The following is a 17,272-nucleotide window of genomic DNA, read 5'->3' on the forward strand; positions in this document are numbered from 1 at the left end:
TCTTTGAAAATACGGGCTTTACCTACAAGCAAAGCCCTAGAAGAAGCTAGACTTTGCTCGTTGAGCTGATATCAACGACTAAATCATTTGCAATGGATTCTAATTCATCGCTTAGCTCATCTAAATCAAACCCTTCTTCGACAGCCACTAAGGCTTTGGCTTTAAACAATAACCCTCCCCAATTAGGGGCGCTATCGCAGGTCGAGTCAAACTTGATTATATTTAGATTAAAACGGTTTAAAATGGCGGTGAGTTCTTGCACGATACCGGGTTTATCGTTACCCATAATATCGATTTGCACACTGTGAGTTTGAGGAGGAAGGTTATTGTCTCCTTCAACCAAGTTTATTGATAAGTCAGGGTGAGTAGAAAATTGCTCTATTAAGGAGGCTTGTTTTTCTTCAGGTAATTGAATTTCGACAAAGCCTGCGAAGTGACCAGCCATATATGACAAGTTACTGCCTAGCCAATTTCCGCCCAATTTGAACACGGATTGAGCAAGTGAATCGACTAAGCCACGCTTGTCTTTTCCAACAAGTGTAAAAATCAATGATTTCATATTAATGAACCTCGCGTTAAAGTGATGCTCTGAGTATTGAGATTTAGCATAGCGCACTATCAGGCGGAATGTTTGTAATTTTTCCTTAATAATCAATTGATAGAATAAATAAAACCTCCTATTTTTACCCCAATTAGTCAGGGGTAATGTGACAGTTTATTGTATTGGCAATTGAGCGCTATTATTACCATGTGTTGTAAAACTGATACGAAAAGCACGTCACTGTCATGTTACTGTCATTTTTCTTCAGGTATCATGCGCGACGATTAAATTCGAATTGTAGTATTTAAACCATAGAGATACTTAACGTATGCCAACAAACACATTTCTTGGGGTTTTCGCAAAATCTCCCCTAAAGCCACTTGAAGATCATATAAAAGTGGTGAATAAATGTAGCCAAGGGCTGCTTCCATTTTTTAATTCTGTTTTCGCAGGTGATTGGGAAAAAGCAGCTCTATTTCAGAAAGAAATTTCTAATCTAGAGAAGCAAGCCGATACGCTTAAACGAGATCTTCGAATTAGTCTGCCCCGTGGTATTTTCATGCCTATTCAGCGGCAAGATGTCCTTGAGCTATTAACCCAGCAAGACAAAATTGCGAATAAAGCTAAGGATATTTCTGGTCGAGTTTTAGGTCGCCGTATGGACATTCCAGTGGTCATGCGAGAAAGTTTCATGACCTACTTGGAGCGCTGCCTAGATGCCACCAAGCAAGCCAAACGCGTAATAAACGAGCTTGATGATTTACTTGAAACTGGGTTTCGCGGCCGCGAGGTGCGCCTAGTAGAAGATATGATCGTCGATTTAGATAAAATAGAAGATGACACTGACGTAATGCAAGTTGCTGTGCGCAGAGAGTTATTGGATCTGGAGTCACAGCTCAACCCAGTTGATGTAATGTTCTTGTATAGCATTATTGAATGGGTTGGGGAGTTGGCTGATATTTCAGAGCGAGTTGGTTCAAGACTCGAACTCATGTTGGCCAATTAAGAGATAGCATTAATGGATATTTTACAAACATACGGCTTCACACTTATTGTGGTAGCTGCTCTAGTCGGTTTCCTCATGGCATGGGGTATTGGTGCAAATGATGTAGCCAATGCCATGGGCACATCTGTTGGCTCCAAGGCGCTAACCATCAAACAAGCGATATTGATTGCTATGGTGTTTGAATTTGCTGGCGCTTACTTAGCGGGGGGCGAGGTAACCTCTACCATCCGCAAAGGTATATTGGACTCTACGTTCTTCATTGATAGCCCTGAATTACTTGTTTACGGGATGATATCTGCATTACTCGCAGCGGGCATTTGGTTAGGCTTTGCGTCTTATTTGGGCTGGCCGGTTTCTACCACACACTCTATTGTCGGTGCATTGGTCGGCTTTGCAGCAGTAGGCGTAAGTGCCGATGCTGTAGAATGGAGCGCGGTAGGAGGGATTGTTGGTAGTTGGGTTATAACACCTGCGATATCGGGTTTTATTGCTTTTTTGATATTCCAAAGCGCACAGAAATTGATTTTTGATACCGACAAGCCGTTTGATAACGCGAGACGTTATGTGCCATTTTATATGGGCCTTGCGGGTTTCGTTATGTCGTTAGTGACGATCAAAAAAGGGTTGAAGCACGTTGGTTTACATATTGAGCCAGCCGATGGTTATTACATCGCTATTGCCATCGCAATCTTAGTAGGAATTGTAGGTAAGTACGCAATAAGTCGTGTGCAATATGACTCAAAAGCTGACAAGCGTACCCATTTCGCAAATGTTGAAAAAATATTCGCCATTTTGATGATTGTCACCGCGTGTTGTATGGCGTTTGCACATGGTTCGAATGACGTCGCTAACGCCATTGGGCCGTTGGCTGCGGTTGTTAGTATTATCCATAGTGACGGTGAAATCAGTAATAAAGCAGGATTAGTATGGTGGATACTACCTTTAGGTGGTTTAGGCATCGTGGCCGGTTTGGCATTATTTGGTCATCGCGTAATCGCTACCATTGGTAACGGCATCACCCACTTAACGCCAAGCCGAGGCTTTGCCGCTGAACTGGCTGCAGCGTGTACCGTAGTGTTAGCTTCTGGTACTGGTTTACCTATCTCGACCACGCAAACCTTGGTTGGCGCGGTTTTAGGTGTAGGAATGGCCCGTGGTATCGCTGCGATTAACCTAGGAGTTGTACGAAACATCGTTGTTTCTTGGGTGGTTACACTGCCAGCAGGTGCAGGGTTGTCGATATTATTCTTCTTTGTGCTTAAAGGTATTTTTGCACCATAAACCGAAAGGTTGGTGAATCGTCACCTAAAAAGCAGAACTTACGTACTTTTCTTGGATAAAGGTCGGTACGGGTTCTGTTTTTTTATACCTGAAATTTAAAAATAGAGCACATGATTGCGACTGTAATATAACCGTTATAAAAGTGTCATATTATAAGCGCCAAATCTCGTTAAATTAGTAAAGTGGTTGAATGAAATCGAGTGCAATTTGGTCAATATTAGTCTGTTTCTGGAGCATGTTTAGTGCCCCAGCTACGGCTATGCGTGACTATATTGATGTCGTCGGCTCATCTACTGTGTATGCGTTTTCCACTGTCGTGGCAGAGCGTTTTGGCAAATCTTCAGTGTTTCGTACGCCTAAAATTGAATCTACGGGGTCAGGCGGTGGATTAAAGCTATTCTGCCAAGGGGTAGGAATGAAGTTCCCGGATATTGCAAACTCGTCGCGTCGCATCAAAGCCTCCGAATTAGACTTGTGCCAACAAAACGGGGTACATGAGGTGATTGAAATACTTATTGGCTTTGATGGGATAGTGCTTGCCCAAAGTAAATTAGGCGTTAACGTTGAATTGACAAGACGTGAACTTTATCTTGCTCTCGCTAAACGTGTTCCAAACCCTGACGGTAGTAAAACGACGATAGAAAATCCATACAAGACTTGGCACGATATTACGCCAAGTTTGCCTAAGATAAAGATCAATGTATTTGGCCCACCGCCAACATCAGGTACGCGCGATGCCTTTTCTGAATTGGTCTTAGATTATGGCTGCCATACCTTTGAATGGTTGGCACAAATGAGCCAACCACAAAGCGCAGTTAAGCGTGATGTAAAAGAAAAAAAAGCTTTGCTAAATAAACAAAAACGCTTGTGCCGTATGCTCCGCGAAGACGGCGCTTACATTGATGCTGGCGAAAATGACAATCTGATCGTGCAAAAACTTAATGCTAATCCAAACGCATTAGGCTTATTAGGTTTCAGCTTTCTTGACCAGAACAGAGATCGTATTAAAAGTGCCAAAATAGATGGCTTTTTACCTTCGTTTCGCTCTATATCCAGTGGTGACTATCCAATTTCTCGTCCGCTATACATGTACGTTAAAAAAGCACATATCGGTATGATCCCTGGGGTAGAAGCATTTATAAGAGAGTTTGTGAGTAATAAAGCGTCAGGCGAAAGTGGTTATCTGTTGCGCAAGGGGATGATCCCATTGCCTAAGTCACAACGTCAGGCGATAGAGCAGCGTATGAACGCTCTGCGCCCTAATGGTCATTAGTAGTTAAGATATGCGCTCTATGGAAACCCCCACACTGATTATCATCACCTTATTATGTGCTGCAGGAGCTTACATTTTAGGTCGCAATCGCGCCTCGGATATCGCTTCGCGTAACAAACAAGGTACGCTTCATTCTCTACCATATTACTATGGCCTGCTTAGCGCGCTGTGGTGTGCTCTACCTTGTTTGTTCATTGTACTAAGCTGGAGTTTGCTTGACGGTTATGCGGTTCATGCGGCCATTGTAAATTTATTGCCTGAAAATGCACAAAACTTACCTGAAAGTGAAATTGACTTAATGGTCAATACAGTGATTAATCTTGCGCTATATCCCAATGCACTCATAAGCAGCAGTACACCAGATTACCTAATACAAGCCGGGCAAGATTACTTGCGATGGCAGCAACTTAGTCAGCTTAGTCTCACTGTGGTGGTGTTAATCAGCTTGGTATGTGCTTTTTCACTAAGCTGGATTTGGATAAAGCCCAAAGTAAAAGCGCGTCAGCAGGTTGAGCGTGTGTTTCAGTGGACACTATTATTGTGTGCCTGTATCGCTATTCTGACCACGATAGGGATTGTGTTATCCGTATTATTTGAATCATTGCGTTTTTTCCAATCGATAAGTTTTTTTGAATTTATCTTTGGGACCCATTGGAGCCCGCAAACCGCGTTACGAATTGATCAAGTTGGGGCGTCGGGCGCGTTTGGCGCGGTACCTCTGTTTGTTGGTACTTTGCTGATTTCTTTTATCGCTATGTTAATTGCTGTACCCGTTGGCTTAATGTCAGCTATTTATTTGTCTGAATATGCCACGCCAAAACTCAGGGCTGTGGTAAAACCCATGCTGGAAATATTGGCCGGGATCCCCTCGGTGGTTTATGGCTTTTTTGCAGCGTTAACGGTCGCTCCGTTTATTCGTGATAGCGGCGGTTTTTTGGGGCTCGAGGTGTCGTCTGAAAGTGCGTTGGCTGCAGGCTTGGTGATGGGGGTCATGATCATTCCGTTTGTGTCGTCATTGTCAGATGACGTATTAAAAGCCGTGCCACAATCTTTACGTGATGGCTCTTTGGGGTTAGGGGCAACACAGTCAGAAACCATAAAGAGGGTGGTTATCCCGGCAGCCTTGCCCGGCATAATAAGCGGAGTATTGCTCGCGGCGTCACGGGCGATTGGTGAAACCATGATAGTCGTCATGGCGGCTGGATTGGCCGCGCATTTAACGGCTAATCCACTTGAGTCGGTGACAACCATCACAGTGCAAATCGTCACTTTATTGGTAGGGGATCAAGAATTTGATAGTCCTAAAACCTTATCGGCATTCGCTTTAGGGCTAATGTTATTTATGGTCACTTTGGTACTTAATTATGTTGCTTTGTACGTGGTTCGCCAATACCGAGAAGAGTATGAATAACCATGAGTAAGGTAAGTGTTAAATCCTCGGCTAGCAAACGCCTAACTACCATGGATCTAGTGAACCGTAATCTTGCGAAACGCAAGCGTGCTGAAAGGCGTTTTCGTTTCTATGGTATTGGGGCAATCTTATTTGGTTTTGCCTGCTTATTGATTCTTTTCAGCGATATTATCGGCAAGGGACACGGCGCTTTTTTTCAAACACAGATTCAATTGCAGGTTCGATTTAATGCTCAGCAACTACAAATAACGGACCCAACATCTAAAACTCAGCTAGATAACGCAAATTACGACGCTGTTATTGAAAATGCCCTGTTGCGTGATAATGGCGCTTTGTTAGACGCTGAGCTGCCTGCGCTTGAGAAGCGCCAATTGTTGAGTTTAGTCAGTACAGGCGCAGTGTACAGCTTAAAGACGGTGTTAAAAAATGCGCCTGAAACTCTCAACCAAACGGTTTCGATTTGGCTGACGGCTGATGACGATGTAGATAATTACGTTAAAAGCATAGGACGTGACGGCCAAGGCTTTAGTGGCCGGCTAAGTCTTCAGCAGCAAAAGTGGGTCGAGCGCTGGGTCGAAAATGGCCAAGTACGGCAAACGTTTAACACAACCTTTTTTACTGAAGGTGATTCTCGGGAACCAGAACAAGCGGGGATCCGTAGTGCGTTAATGGGCTCGTTGTACATGCTGCTCGTGACAATCGGCTTATCATTTCCGATAGGGATATCGGCTGCGGTATATCTCGAAGAATATGCGCCGAGAAACCGTTTAACTGACTTTATTGAAGTGAACATAAACAACTTGGCCGCCGTGCCTTCGATCATCTTCGGTTTGCTGGGTTTGGCTATCTTTATTGGGTTTTTCGATATGCCCAGGTCAATTCCACTCGTGGGGGGATTAGTGTTGACCTTAATGACCTTGCCAACCATTATTATATCAAGTCGTGCGGCCATTAAAGCGGTTCCGTCATCCATACGTGATGCAGCTTTTGGGCTCGGGGCATCTAAAATGCAGGTCGTTTTACATCACGTTGTGCCTCTCGCTATGCCTGGTATGCTAACTGGCGCTATTATTGGTTTTGCTCAAGCACTGGGTGAAACGGCTCCCTTGTTGATGATCGGTATGGTTGCCTTTATTGTGGATGTTCCGGCAGACTTATTAGATCCGTCGAGCGCCTTGCCAGTACAAATCTTTTTGTGGGCCGACAGCCCAGAGCGAGCATTTATTGAGCGCACATCTGCTGCCATTATGGTGTTATTAGCCTTTTTAATTACGATGAATGGTCTAGCGGTTTGGTTGCGTCATCGTCTTGGCCGCGGCCAATAATAGTAGGAATAGGTAGTGAATTCGAATTCAGGTTACAACCGATTATTTGACCCCATGGCTGAGACTGGGCAACCTTTAGATTTTGCGCAACATGGACTTGGGCAAAGAACAGTGGGGAACCCCTTTTCTGAAAAAGCCAAGATGTCAGTGCGTAATTTGAATGTGTACTATGACGATAAACAAGCCATTCATGACGTCAGCTTAGATATAAACCGCAATGAAGTTATGGCGATGATTGGGCCATCCGGTTGTGGTAAATCAACTTTTTTGCGTTGTTTAAACCGTATGAACGACACCATAGATAATTGCAAGGTTGAGGGAGAAGTCACCCTTGATGAAAAGAATATCTATCATCGTAAGCAAGACGTGGTGCCTCTGCGCGCTCGTGTTGGGATTGTATTTCAAAAACCAAACCCGTTTCCAAAATCGATATATGAGAATGTCGCGTATGGTCCCAAAATACATGGTTTGGTGTCACGTCGGGCACAACTAGACGAGATAGTGGAAGATAGCTTGCGTAAAGCGAGCCTGTGGGATGAGGTGAAAGATCGTTTGTTTTCACCTGGCACTGACTTATCGGGTGGGCAGCAGCAACGTTTGTGTATCGCTCGCACCATAGCGGTGAGTCCAGAAGTGATTTTAATGGATGAGCCCTGTTCGGCTCTCGACCCAATAGCGACGGCTAGAATTGAAGAGTTGATGGCTGAACTTAGCCAAAACTTCACCATTGCAATTGTCACACATTCAATGCAGCAAGCAGCGCGAGTATCTACGCGAACTGCTTATTTTCATATGGGACGACTAATCGAAGTGAATGATACGCGTCGTGTATTTACCAATCCAGAGCATGAGCTTACCGAAGCCTATATTACAGGCCGATTCGGTTAACCTAAGGAGAACAGTATGGAACGCCATATTTCTCAGCGCTTTGACTCTGACTTAGAAGCGCTGAAAAGCCAAGTCCTTGAAATGGGCGGGATAGTAGAGCAGCAAATTATTGATTCAGTCAAAGCCATTGAATCTGTCAACAGACCTTTAGCGGAACATGTGCTGGAAGTCGAAAATGATGTTGATCGCCGAGAAGTGTTACTCGATGAAAACTGCACCATGATTTTAGCTTGTCGCCAACCTGCAGCATCTGACTTACGTATGGTGCTGTCGGTGACGAAAATGACCCGCGACTTGGAAAGAATGGGCGATGAAGCACAGAAAATTGCCCAGATGGCCATTGCTCTAAGTGATGATGGTGCAGCGCCTGGTGGTTACGAAGAAATTCGCCATATGGGGGCGTTAGTCCAGAAAATGGTGAATTCAGTACTTGATGCGTTCGCTCGGTTTGACGCTGACAAGGCGTTAGACGTTGCCCGCGCAGATACGCAGGTCGACAGAGAGTACAAGTCAGCCATGCGAGAAATCGTTACCTATATGATGGAAGATCCACGCTCTATTGGCCGGGTAATGAATATTCTTTGGGCTCTGCGTTCTATAGAGCGCATTGGCGATCATGCCCGTAACATTGCTGAACATATTATTTATCTGGTTAAAGGATATGATGTTCGTCATACGAGCGTGCATGAAATAGAGAAAAGATTAAATAAATCTTAGCCATAAATCAGTCGCTAGATTATGTGCTTTTGGTAGGTAATCTAGAGGCTACTGATGTTTCTTACTTTTTTAGCTATTTTTAATAGCGGTAAATGTTCACTGTAAAGCCTTATAGATTAAAACCTCTTCTAGCTAAATTCCTTAGTCATAAATATGTCACAAATTTGTCATCTTTTGATGCATTGCCCTTGAAAATATCATACATTGCGCGCAAATACTTTGAGGGCCTGTCTTATTCGTGCTCGGCTTAATTCGAGCGTGTTGACTGACTACTCATTTAACTAATGACGAAACAAAATCTGCCTTGATGTTGTCAGTGACGAAAGCGTTTTAGCGAGCCTCACGAGATGCTAGGGTTAAAACACAGGTGAATAGCGAACCTAAACGTGGCAAGCATCTGGGGTTCGAAGAGATTTTGTTATCGCATAATAGGATTTTTATTCGCATTTGTATGAAGAGTCAAACTTACCCAATTTTAATCTGTTTGCTGAACGTTATTTTTACGAGCAAACCATTCGCGATGGCAACGCAAGCTGCTGTAGGTGCGCAAAATAGTGAGCGCAAGGCTACCCCCGAGACTCTCAAACAACAAAACACACAAACCGTCGACCTTGAAGACGAATTGGAGCCCGTGACTGGAGCATCCGCTAGCGATCAGGTTATCTTAGATGAAAAGCCAAACAGCGGATGGAGTGTTAAGCCTAGGGGGAGGGCGCTTTATGATTTCAATGAGCTATCCTCTGTCCCTTCAAGTATTACTAACGCCGAAGACGGTGGTAGCAGCGAAGCGCGACGTCTTCGTTTTGGCCTTCAGGGAACTGCTCCGGGCGGTTTTGGCTATAAAGTTATCGCTGATTATGCTGATGATGTCATCTTCACCGATGCCTTTGTGAGCTTTAAAGAGGGTGATTTAACGTTAACCCTAGGGCAACACAATACCTTTCAGGGGCTCGAAGAGCTGTCGAGCAGTAACGATACCAGTTTCACAGAGCGTGCAGCGTATACTGATGCCTTTGGGTTTGAGCGCAGAGTCGGCCTTTCGGCTACTTACAAGTTGCACGACTTTTTGCTTGAGGGGGGAGTGTTCACTGATAACATCGACGATATCGGGGGCGGAAATAATTCATTTAGTGTCGATGGCCGTGTTAGCTACGCAACGACTATTCACGACGCGCTTATCCATCTCGGTAGCTCAGTTCATATCCGTGATTTAGGTGATGAAATAGATAGCGTTCGTTATCGCCAACGACCGCACATACATAGTGTTGATACGCGCTTTATCAATACCGAGGAAATTGTTGGAGCCAGCGATGAAACGAGTTTTGGTCTTGAAGCGGCGATTATTGCTGGGCGTTTTCATCTCGTTGGCGAGACTCATTGGTTAAACGTCACGCGAACAGCCTATGCGGATCCGACCTTTTTTGGGGGCTCAATCGAAGCGGGATTTTTTATCACACAAGATAAACGTGAATACGAAGGTGGGGTATTTAAAGGCGTTAAGGTGAATCAACCTGTTAGTAACGGCGGGCTAGGCGCTTGGCAAGTTAACTTTCGTTTTGACAGACTCGATTTAGTCGATGCGGGCATAGTCGGTGGAACGCAAGATGCCTATATGGCATCCCTGATTTGGACACCGGTAAATGACGTGCGCCTGATACTTAATTACGGTCATTTGTCTTATTCAGATGCCCTTGATATTGAGCAGGGAGCGCCAGACAATTTCTCGGTGAATGTATTGGGTATTAGAGGGCAAATTGGCTTTTAACCCTTTTGCCGAAGATAGCGAGGTAGCTAATACCAATTCGACGGGGCTTAATCGTTGGCAAAAAGAATGCAAGATCGCCGAGAAACGTCTGCATATTTGATTTAAACTTGGCGAATCAATCGTTTTTGTTAATGAGTTTTATATGAAATGGCCTAATCTAAAGCATCTACATTACCTCGTCACACTCCATCAAGAACAACACTTTCACCGTGCTGCTGATCACTGCCATGTGAGTCAATCAACTCTTAGTACTGCTATTCAGAATTTAGAAGAGCAATTTGGCTGTCAGTTACTGGAACGAGAACATAAAACCTTTGTGTTCACCCCTTTTGGTTTGGAGTTGGTTGAGCGCAGCCGCCGTTTGCTAAACGAGGCAAATGAGCTGGTGGATTTCGCCCAAACGGCAGGAAATTGGCAATCGGGAAATTTGAAAATAGGGGTTATTCCCACGATTGCCCCGTTCTTTTTTGAAGGGTTAATTGGTGCGGTACAAGAGCATTTGCCTGATATATCGTTGCAACTACAAGAAGATACCACCACCAATTTACTGAGTCAGTTGAATGAAGGGGTACTCGATTTATTGGTGTTAGCCTTGCCCATGGAAACCCCAGGCTGCAAACAATTGGTTATCGGTCATGATCCCTTCCATCTAATTGCACATTCGGACTTAGTTGATACCTTACCTATGCCAATGGATGTGTCAGCACTGCCGGCTAAGAGCGTATTTTTGCTACAACAAGAGCACTGCATGACCGGCCACGCGGTCAGTGCCTGTAACTTGCGTCACAAAGAGCAGGTCAATACATTGGCTGCCAGCAGTTTGTATACCTTAGTGCAGCTGGCTAACAGTAAACTCGGCTTCACCTTTATGCCTGAACTAGCGATACAAAATCATATTCTGAGTACATCCAAGCTGGTGTCTTTGCCTGCAGAAGACAGTGCTTATCGGGAAATTGGTTTGGTGTGGCGCAACGCAACCACCCGTGTTCGTTTGTTTCGCTATCTAGCAGAATTGTTGGCTCCTTTGACACCGCTCCCCACCCTGAAAAAATAATTCTACTTTAATCAAACTTTTTAAACCCACGTCTCGACTTAATATTGAGTCAACACAATAGGGAAAAAATTTGGTGTTTGAGAAGAGCGACGAACAGCTAATAGAGAAAGCACTGAAAGGGCAAAAGAAAGCCTGGTTCAGCTTACTCAAACGCTATGAAAAGCCCGTTTATCATTACGGGCTGCGCATGACTGGAAACAACGCCGACGCGCTCGACCTAATGCAAGACGTGTTTATTTCGGTATTTCGGAATTTGTCGTCCTATCGAAATGAGGGAAGCTTTAAAGGCTGGTTATTTCGTATCGCCCATTATCGCTGTATTGAGTTTTACCGGCGAAAACGCCCACAGCAAGGGCTGGATGATGCGCCGGAAATTCCCTGCACTGCACAGCCAGCAGAGCAACTTATCGAAAATACTCAACGCAATGCGCAATTGGTCAGTGCAATGCAACAGCTTCCTTTGGCGCAAAAGTCTGTGGTTGAACTGAAATTTTTTGGTCATTTTACCTTTGAAGAAATCGCCCAACAAACCGGTATGTCTGTTAATACGGCAAAGTCTCGGTTGTATGGCGCGTTAGCAAAATTGAAAACCTTAATGGAGGTGGATTATGTCGAGCTATGACAACGCCGAACTTCTGGCTTTGTGGTTAGAAGATAACCTTACACCTGAACAGCGCACCATATTTGAACAGCGCTGCGTACAAGACGATGATTTCGCACAGCAAGTAGAAGCCGCGAGCACGATTAAACTGCACGCTGACGGATATCAAGACTTTGATGTCCCCCAATGGGACAGAGGCAAGACGTTTGACTGTCAAGAACGAGGAAGTAGCCAAGAACGGGCAAATAGTCAAGAACGGGTAAATAGCCAAGAACGAGTGGATAGCCGAAATCCGTTTGAGTACTCAGCTCGACGTCAGCGGTGGGCATGGTTGCCAAGTGTATCGTTTGCCATGTCAGCACTTGCCATTGTACTCGTGCTAACGGGCACCCAAGTCTCTTTGACAAGCGGTGAGCTGCGCATTCGATTTGGCCACGAACAGTCTCAACTAGCAATGTCCAAACTGATCGATAGCAAGTTAGATACCTTTAAGCAGAATCAACAAGAGGCATTTAGCTTGTATGCGCAAACGCTGCAGCAGCAACAGCTAGAGAGTGCGAGTCAACTAACGAATTACCTTTTGACCTCTAGTCGCAAAGAGCGTCGTGAAGACTTCGCTGAACTTATTAAGTTCGTGAATCAACAGCGTAGCGATGACCAACTTTTTTATGCTCGCCAACTCAATCAATTACAACAAGACGTTTACTTGGATGCGAATGGCATCAAAGTAGACGGTACGCAACAGTAGAGGTAACCCTATGAAAATGTCTAAACGTATTTGTGCTCTTAGCGCCTTAGTTGCCAGTATGTGGGCTTTGCCCATTGCCGCAAAAACTGACATGAATGCACTAACCGGTGAGCTAGAGATTATGAGCAGCATTTTGCAAACGGCGCTCAAGCAAGACAGCGCCAGAGGGCGTTTGAGTGTTAGGAATATTGATTATACGTATCTGCATGGCCAAGGTGTGGTCTTTAAAATGACGATGAACAGCTATGGTTACAGACAAGTATTTGCCTTTATCGATGGTCACCCATCTGTGCCTGTTGCGCCGATCGCGCCGAATGTGTTTCATCTTAAGGACGGGGATATTGACATTCACATGGACGAAGATGAAATAGAGGATGCGGTAGAAGAAGCCATGGAACGAGCGGAGTATTTATCTCGGGAGTCTAGCAGTAAATTGCGCTCCCTCGGTGAAAAGCTACGAGAGATTTCCTGGGAACAGCGCGAATATGAGCGCCGTCGTCGCGATTTAGAGTTTGAGAAAAGCAACAGCGATAACGAGCGTAAAGAGGACATCGAAGAGCAGTTGGGCGAGTTAAACACTGAGCTTAAAAAGCTTCAAGCAAAGCGCACAGAGATCGAACGATACAAAACGAAAACCGAGACCGAACGCCAAGCGCAATTACAACAACGAAAAGAGGCTGCCGAACAAGAAAGTAAGCGCTTTTTAGCCAACTTTGAACAGAATTTAGGCCAGGTGTTATGTCGCTATGGTGCTGGGCTTAAAGCACTTGATGACAAAGAATATGTAAATTTTGTGCTGAGTGATTTTGATTCATCAGATAGGCATGCTCAGCAAAGCAGCCAAGACCGGGTATATGTATTCAAGCACAGTGATATTCAAGCGTGCGTAAAAGACAAAATCAGTCAGGAACGTTTACTGCAAAACACTCAAGTGTATGCTTTTTAAGCTGTCGCCTTGCAATGCAACTTCAGGTTGAGTTAGTCAACCTATAAGGTGTTATATCGCCGCTATTTCTTTCGAAGTAGCGGCTTTTTTGTTTTGGGGCTTGTGCTGTCGCCACCGCAATTGCCGAGTGTTTAACTAATTCACTGATATAAATGCCTATCACCCACATTGATTGGTAATAGATGCGCTCGTTCCATAAATTGTTAGCTGAATCATTATGTCGAACCGTTAGGCAAGATACTGTTGTGATTTGCCCAATAGATCCAGTTGGTTGTTAGTACGAACAAAGGTATAAAAATGAATATTGAAAGCATGACAGGTCTTGAACTGATGCAGGCTGTGGCGCGAGGTGACTTGCCGCATCCTAGTATGGCGCAAACCATTCCAATGAAGTTTGTTTCGGTGGACAAGGGCCTCGCAGTGTTTGAAGCGACTGCTGATGATAGGCATACCAACCCGTTAGGAGGTGTTCATGGAGGGTTTGCCGCAACCGTACTGGACTCCGTGACGGCTTGTGCAGTGCATAGCATGTTAGAAGCGGGTATAGGTTACGGTACCATCGATTTAAATATAAAAATGCTGAAAGCGGTACCCAAAGACACGCCGTTAATAGCCCAGGGCAAAGTGATTAGTATGTCTAATTCACTGGGCGTTTCTGAGGGAAGGTTAGTTGACGGGGCGGGTAAAATTTACGCCTATGCTTCTGCTACATGTATGATCATGCGACCTAAGACGTCATAGTCAGCAGGACGCTTTTTCTTTTATTTGGATGCTTTGCAAAAAACATGTTTTTTTCTGCAAGGTGTCTTATTTTCATGGGCATAATGGCCTTTTAGATTTTTTGGAGTAGGAAATGAGTTTGACGCGTATGGGCAACCATAAAACGTATGGCAAGTGGCTTAAAAGTGCTTTTGTGGTGTTTACCGTGAGTTTGAGTGGCGCATCGATTGCTGAAAACCGAATCGATACCCAGCGCCCTGATGCCCCAGAGCTTGCTGCATATGGTACTCACAGCATTGGTGTACGTCAGCTTGAGGTGACAAACCCAAATCAAATTGAAATGCTAAAACTCGATTCCACTGAACCTGAGCCCGCAACGCTTCCGCGATATGATAGGCCGCTTACGCTTGAAGTATGGTATCCCGCGCTAAAAAGTAGCACGGGCAATACGACCCTTAAAGCCTATATGCGTGATGGTAAAACCCAAGTCGCTTTGCACGGTAAGGCTGTGCGTGATGCTAAGCCAGAAATGACTGACAAAGCATTCCCGCTAGTACTGATTTCTCATGGTTACCCGGGAAATCGTTTTTTGCTGTCGCACTTGGCTGAAAATATTGCCTCAAAGGGCTATGTGGTGGTGTCTATTGATCACACCGATTCTACTTATCGTACTAAAGCGGCGTTTTCGTCAACCTTGGTCAACCGCCCAGTGGATCAGCTTTTTGTGTTGGGGCAAATTGAGGAGATGTCGAAAGACAAAAACTCATTCTTATATGGTTTAGTTGACACCGCGGATACTGGCTTAATTGGATATTCCATGGGTGGTTATGGTGCTGTGATTAACGCTGGGGCGGGAGTAACGGAACAAGCGGCAATGAGTCAGCAAGGCGCACCTTTCGGTACGCTGAAACGTCATCAAACTGGTATAAAAGCCAGTACTGATAAACGTTTGAAGACGGTAATCGCATTCGCACCTTGGGGAATGAATTACCACATGTTTAGTCATGATACGCTTCAAGAAATCAGTGTGCCTATGTTGTTAGTGGCTGGCTCGCAAGATGACGTATCAGGTTATGAAAATGGCGTTCGTGCCATTTGGCAAGGAGCAACCAATGTGAACCGTTCACTGCTTACCTATGACAATGCTAATCACAACGCGGGCGCTGTAATGCCCGCGCCAGAAGAGTCTTATGTATTTGACAAAGAGCTGGGTTTTAACATCAGCGAACATTACATCGATGCCGTATGGGACAACGCACGTATGAACAATATTGCTCAGCATTTTGTGACAGCGTGGCTTGATAAGTATTTGAAAAACGATGTTAGCAAAGCGGCTTATTTGGATATTGTGCCGAATGCTAATGACGGCGTTTATGCGCTCGACGAGCAAGGTAACCCTAAGCCAGAGCATACCTACTGGAAAGGCTTTCCTAATCGCACCGCCAAAGGCTTACGCTTTGAGCGTTTAGCTGCGGGCGAATAAGTCACTATTTTGCCCCTTTATTTATCTATAAGTTCAGGGGCTACCCTAATCACCTAAGCCTAAGCGCGAGTGCTCCTGAGGAGTGCGTTTAAAACGTGCGCACCTTCTTATAATGGCCCCGAACTGACACAACCAAAAGAGTAAATACAGCGGTAAAATTTACATTTACTGGCTCGAATTACGCTGTGCTTTTCGCTTTATAATTTTTAAGTTATTGATTTGTAATTAAAATTTATATGGCTTCGGTTTTGCTTTCTAACCAGCAGCGCAATAATAAGAAACGTTGAGAAGCAAGGCTGGTAACCGTATGGATATTATTCCCGACCATTTAATTAATTTTGAGATCGACATACAACTCGTTATTTATCACTTTTTTCAGTTGGGTCTCGCATTTTTGTTTGCTTTACCCATCGCATTAAATCGAGAAAGTGGTTCTAGAGGTGCCGGTTTGCGCACTTTTCCGCTGGTGGCTTTAGCCTCATGTGCGTTTATGCTCATCGCAATGAACGCCTACGCTGAAGGAGACGGAGAAGCCGAAGCAAGAGTGATGTACGGCGTTATCACCGGGATCGGTTTTATCGGAGGTGGCGCTATTTTCAAACAAGATGACGGCGCAAGTGGAACGGCCACTGCCGCAGGGATTTGGAACACTGGGGCGATCGGGATTGCCGTGGCCTACCAAAACTATGAAATAGCGCTCATTTTATCGATTATGAATTTTTGTATTTTTCGCTTTGCTAAAACAGTAAAGATGAAAAAAAGTAATCATTTGGACGATTAGCAAGTCACTTAATGAACTTTGCCAAGAGTTAACGCGTAAATCTACTTTGTACTTCAATGGTATACTGGTTACTAAGAAAGTCATGAAACGCCCAGTTCGACAGGGGCATTATTCGCAATATTGGCTAACGCCGAATGCAAAAGGACAGAAAATGAAATCGAATAACATCCTATTACTTAGCGCACTGTTACTCAGCGGTTTATTCATTAGTGGCTGCGCCAGCCAACCGGATTATCGCGAGGCCACTCGAGGGGGCTTCGGGTATACCGAGAGTAAATTTACCGATACTCAATATCGGGTAAATTTTAAAGCTCGCGGGACGGACAAATCGAAAGCCATGGATTACGCCATGTTACGTGCAGCAGAGCTAACCTTAGAGCAAGAATACGATTGGTTTGTGGTAACAGACAGAGAAACCTTAGTAGACAAAGAACACGTGCAAGTTAGCCCACAAGTTGGCTTCAGTCGACGTTACGCCACGGTTACAGATTGCGGTGCGCTTACGTGTCGTACATCACGATTTCCTCGTAGTCAATTTGAAACTGGGGTGTTCATTGGCGGTTCTGAGCAGAGTGAAATTGAGAGTATTTTAAATATAGAAATGGGTAAAGGCGCTCAGCCCGATGCCAGTACCAGTTTTGATGCTCGACAAGTCGTTGAAAACTTAGGGCCGAAAAAAGACAAAGTGCAAGAGTAAACATCCGGCGTTATATGGAAGTAAGCTTGCTGTAA

General features: G+C 44.7%; 17 protein-coding genes. 16 read left to right on the top strand and 1 reads right to left on the bottom strand.

The annotated features are described in order from the left end of the window. Positions 1-46: 46 nt before the first annotated feature. Positions 47-559, bottom strand: coding sequence for a glycine cleavage system transcriptional repressor (locus GCHA_RS11675; RefSeq protein WP_007988386.1), 513 nt, complete (start codon positions 557-559; stop codon positions 47-49). 310 nt (positions 560-869) lie between these two features. Between GCHA_RS11675 and GCHA_RS11680 the strand changes: the two genes are divergently transcribed. The 16 genes from GCHA_RS11680 (at position 870) to GCHA_RS11755 (ending at position 17,237) form a co-directional block, all read left to right on the top strand. Further along, positions 870-1,547, top strand: a complete 678-nt coding sequence (locus GCHA_RS11680; protein ID WP_007988388.1) for a TIGR00153 family protein — start codon at positions 870-872, stop codon at positions 1,545-1,547. Between the two features lie 12 nt (positions 1,548-1,559). Further along, complete coding sequence (locus GCHA_RS11685; protein WP_007988390.1) at positions 1,560-2,828, top strand: inorganic phosphate transporter; 1,269 nt, start codon at positions 1,560-1,562, stop codon at positions 2,826-2,828. A gap of 190 nt (positions 2,829-3,018) precedes the next feature. Continuing rightward, positions 3,019-4,101: a PstS family phosphate ABC transporter substrate-binding protein gene (locus GCHA_RS11690; protein ID WP_007988391.1), complete on the top strand. Its 1,083-nt coding sequence runs from the start codon at positions 3,019-3,021 to the stop codon at positions 4,099-4,101. Positions 4,102-4,120: 19 nt separating this feature from the next. After that, positions 4,121-5,512 (top strand): phosphate ABC transporter permease subunit PstC, encoded by a 1,392-nt coding sequence (pstC, locus tag GCHA_RS11695; RefSeq protein WP_007988393.1) that lies wholly within the window; start codon positions 4,121-4,123, stop codon positions 5,510-5,512. A 2-nt stretch (positions 5,513-5,514) separates the two neighbouring features. Further along, positions 5,515-6,837, top strand: a complete 1,323-nt coding sequence (gene pstA, locus GCHA_RS11700; protein ID WP_007988395.1) for a phosphate ABC transporter permease PstA — start codon at positions 5,515-5,517, stop codon at positions 6,835-6,837. 15 nt (positions 6,838-6,852) lie between these two features. After that, positions 6,853-7,725, top strand: coding sequence for a phosphate ABC transporter ATP-binding protein PstB (gene pstB / locus GCHA_RS11705; protein ID WP_007988396.1), 873 nt, complete (start codon positions 6,853-6,855; stop codon positions 7,723-7,725). Between the two features lie 15 nt (positions 7,726-7,740). After that, complete coding sequence (phoU, locus tag GCHA_RS11710) at positions 7,741-8,442, top strand: phosphate signaling complex protein PhoU (protein ID WP_007988398.1); 702 nt, start codon at positions 7,741-7,743, stop codon at positions 8,440-8,442. A 520-nt stretch (positions 8,443-8,962) separates the two neighbouring features. Beyond that, positions 8,963-10,207 (top strand): OprO/OprP family phosphate-selective porin, encoded by a 1,245-nt coding sequence (locus GCHA_RS11715; RefSeq protein WP_007988400.1) that lies wholly within the window; start codon positions 8,963-8,965, stop codon positions 10,205-10,207. A 142-nt stretch (positions 10,208-10,349) separates the two neighbouring features. Beyond that, entirely contained in the window at positions 10,350-11,261 is a 912-nt protein-coding gene (locus tag GCHA_RS11720; RefSeq protein WP_007988404.1) for a hydrogen peroxide-inducible genes activator, read from the top strand. Between the two features lie 73 nt (positions 11,262-11,334). Beyond that, positions 11,335-11,883, top strand: a complete 549-nt coding sequence (locus tag GCHA_RS11725) for an RNA polymerase sigma factor (protein ID WP_013753081.1) — start codon at positions 11,335-11,337, stop codon at positions 11,881-11,883. Beyond that, complete coding sequence (locus GCHA_RS11730) at positions 11,870-12,610, top strand: hypothetical protein (RefSeq protein ID WP_007988407.1); 741 nt, start codon at positions 11,870-11,872, stop codon at positions 12,608-12,610. The genes GCHA_RS11725 and GCHA_RS11730 overlap by 14 nt, the downstream gene beginning before the upstream one ends. A 10-nt stretch (positions 12,611-12,620) precedes the next feature. Next, on the top strand, positions 12,621-13,556 hold the full coding sequence (locus GCHA_RS11735; RefSeq protein ID WP_007988408.1) for a coiled-coil domain-containing protein: 936 nt from the start codon (positions 12,621-12,623) through the stop codon (positions 13,554-13,556). 297 nt (positions 13,557-13,853) lie between these two features. Continuing rightward, complete coding sequence (locus GCHA_RS11740; protein WP_007988410.1) at positions 13,854-14,297, top strand: PaaI family thioesterase; 444 nt, start codon at positions 13,854-13,856, stop codon at positions 14,295-14,297. A gap of 127 nt (positions 14,298-14,424) precedes the next feature. Next, entirely contained in the window at positions 14,425-15,759 is a 1,335-nt protein-coding gene (locus GCHA_RS11745) for an alpha/beta hydrolase family protein (protein ID WP_007988411.1), read from the top strand. Between the two features lie 307 nt (positions 15,760-16,066). Beyond that, on the top strand, positions 16,067-16,540 hold the full coding sequence (locus GCHA_RS11750; RefSeq protein WP_007988412.1) for an MgtC/SapB family protein: 474 nt from the start codon (positions 16,067-16,069) through the stop codon (positions 16,538-16,540). A 151-nt stretch (positions 16,541-16,691) separates the two neighbouring features. Continuing rightward, positions 16,692-17,237 carry a CC0125/CC1285 family lipoprotein gene (locus GCHA_RS11755; protein ID WP_039992367.1) on the top strand — a complete coding sequence of 182 codons (546 nt, stop codon included), beginning with the start codon at positions 16,692-16,694 and terminating at the stop codon, positions 17,235-17,237. The last annotated feature ends 35 nt before the right edge of the window (positions 17,238-17,272 follow it).

The sequence above is a fragment of the Paraglaciecola chathamensis S18K6 genome (assembly GCA_000314955.1).
Taxonomy (GTDB): domain Bacteria; phylum Pseudomonadota; class Gammaproteobacteria; order Enterobacterales; family Alteromonadaceae; genus Paraglaciecola; species Paraglaciecola chathamensis.

What these genes read in the sequence shown, in the direction of transcription:
- GCHA_RS11675 (WP_007988386.1), bottom strand. Translation starts at nt 559, where the DNA reads ATGAAATCATTGATTTTTACACTTGTTGGAAAAGACAAGCGTGGCTTA.
- GCHA_RS11680 (WP_007988388.1), top strand. Translation starts at nt 870, where the DNA reads ATGCCAACAAACACATTTCTTGGGGTTTTCGCAAAATCTCCCCTAAAG.
- GCHA_RS11685 (WP_007988390.1), top strand. Translation starts at nt 1,560, where the DNA reads ATGGATATTTTACAAACATACGGCTTCACACTTATTGTGGTAGCTGCT.
- GCHA_RS11690 (WP_007988391.1), top strand. Translation starts at nt 3,019, where the DNA reads ATGAAATCGAGTGCAATTTGGTCAATATTAGTCTGTTTCTGGAGCATG.
- pstC (WP_007988393.1), top strand. Translation starts at nt 4,121, where the DNA reads ATGGAAACCCCCACACTGATTATCATCACCTTATTATGTGCTGCAGGA.
- pstA (WP_007988395.1), top strand. Translation starts at nt 5,515, where the DNA reads ATGAGTAAGGTAAGTGTTAAATCCTCGGCTAGCAAACGCCTAACTACC.
- phoU (WP_007988398.1), top strand. Translation starts at nt 7,741, where the DNA reads ATGGAACGCCATATTTCTCAGCGCTTTGACTCTGACTTAGAAGCGCTG.
- GCHA_RS11715 (WP_007988400.1), top strand. Translation starts at nt 8,963, where the DNA reads ATGGCAACGCAAGCTGCTGTAGGTGCGCAAAATAGTGAGCGCAAGGCT.
- GCHA_RS11720 (WP_007988404.1), top strand. Translation starts at nt 10,350, where the DNA reads ATGAAATGGCCTAATCTAAAGCATCTACATTACCTCGTCACACTCCAT.
- GCHA_RS11730 (WP_007988407.1), top strand. Translation starts at nt 11,870, where the DNA reads ATGTCGAGCTATGACAACGCCGAACTTCTGGCTTTGTGGTTAGAAGAT.
- GCHA_RS11735 (WP_007988408.1), top strand. Translation starts at nt 12,621, where the DNA reads ATGAAAATGTCTAAACGTATTTGTGCTCTTAGCGCCTTAGTTGCCAGT.
- GCHA_RS11740 (WP_007988410.1), top strand. Translation starts at nt 13,854, where the DNA reads ATGAATATTGAAAGCATGACAGGTCTTGAACTGATGCAGGCTGTGGCG.
- GCHA_RS11745 (WP_007988411.1), top strand. Translation starts at nt 14,425, where the DNA reads ATGGGCAACCATAAAACGTATGGCAAGTGGCTTAAAAGTGCTTTTGTG.
- GCHA_RS11750 (WP_007988412.1), top strand. Translation starts at nt 16,067, where the DNA reads ATGGATATTATTCCCGACCATTTAATTAATTTTGAGATCGACATACAA.
- GCHA_RS11755 (WP_039992367.1), top strand. Translation starts at nt 16,692, where the DNA reads ATGAAATCGAATAACATCCTATTACTTAGCGCACTGTTACTCAGCGGT.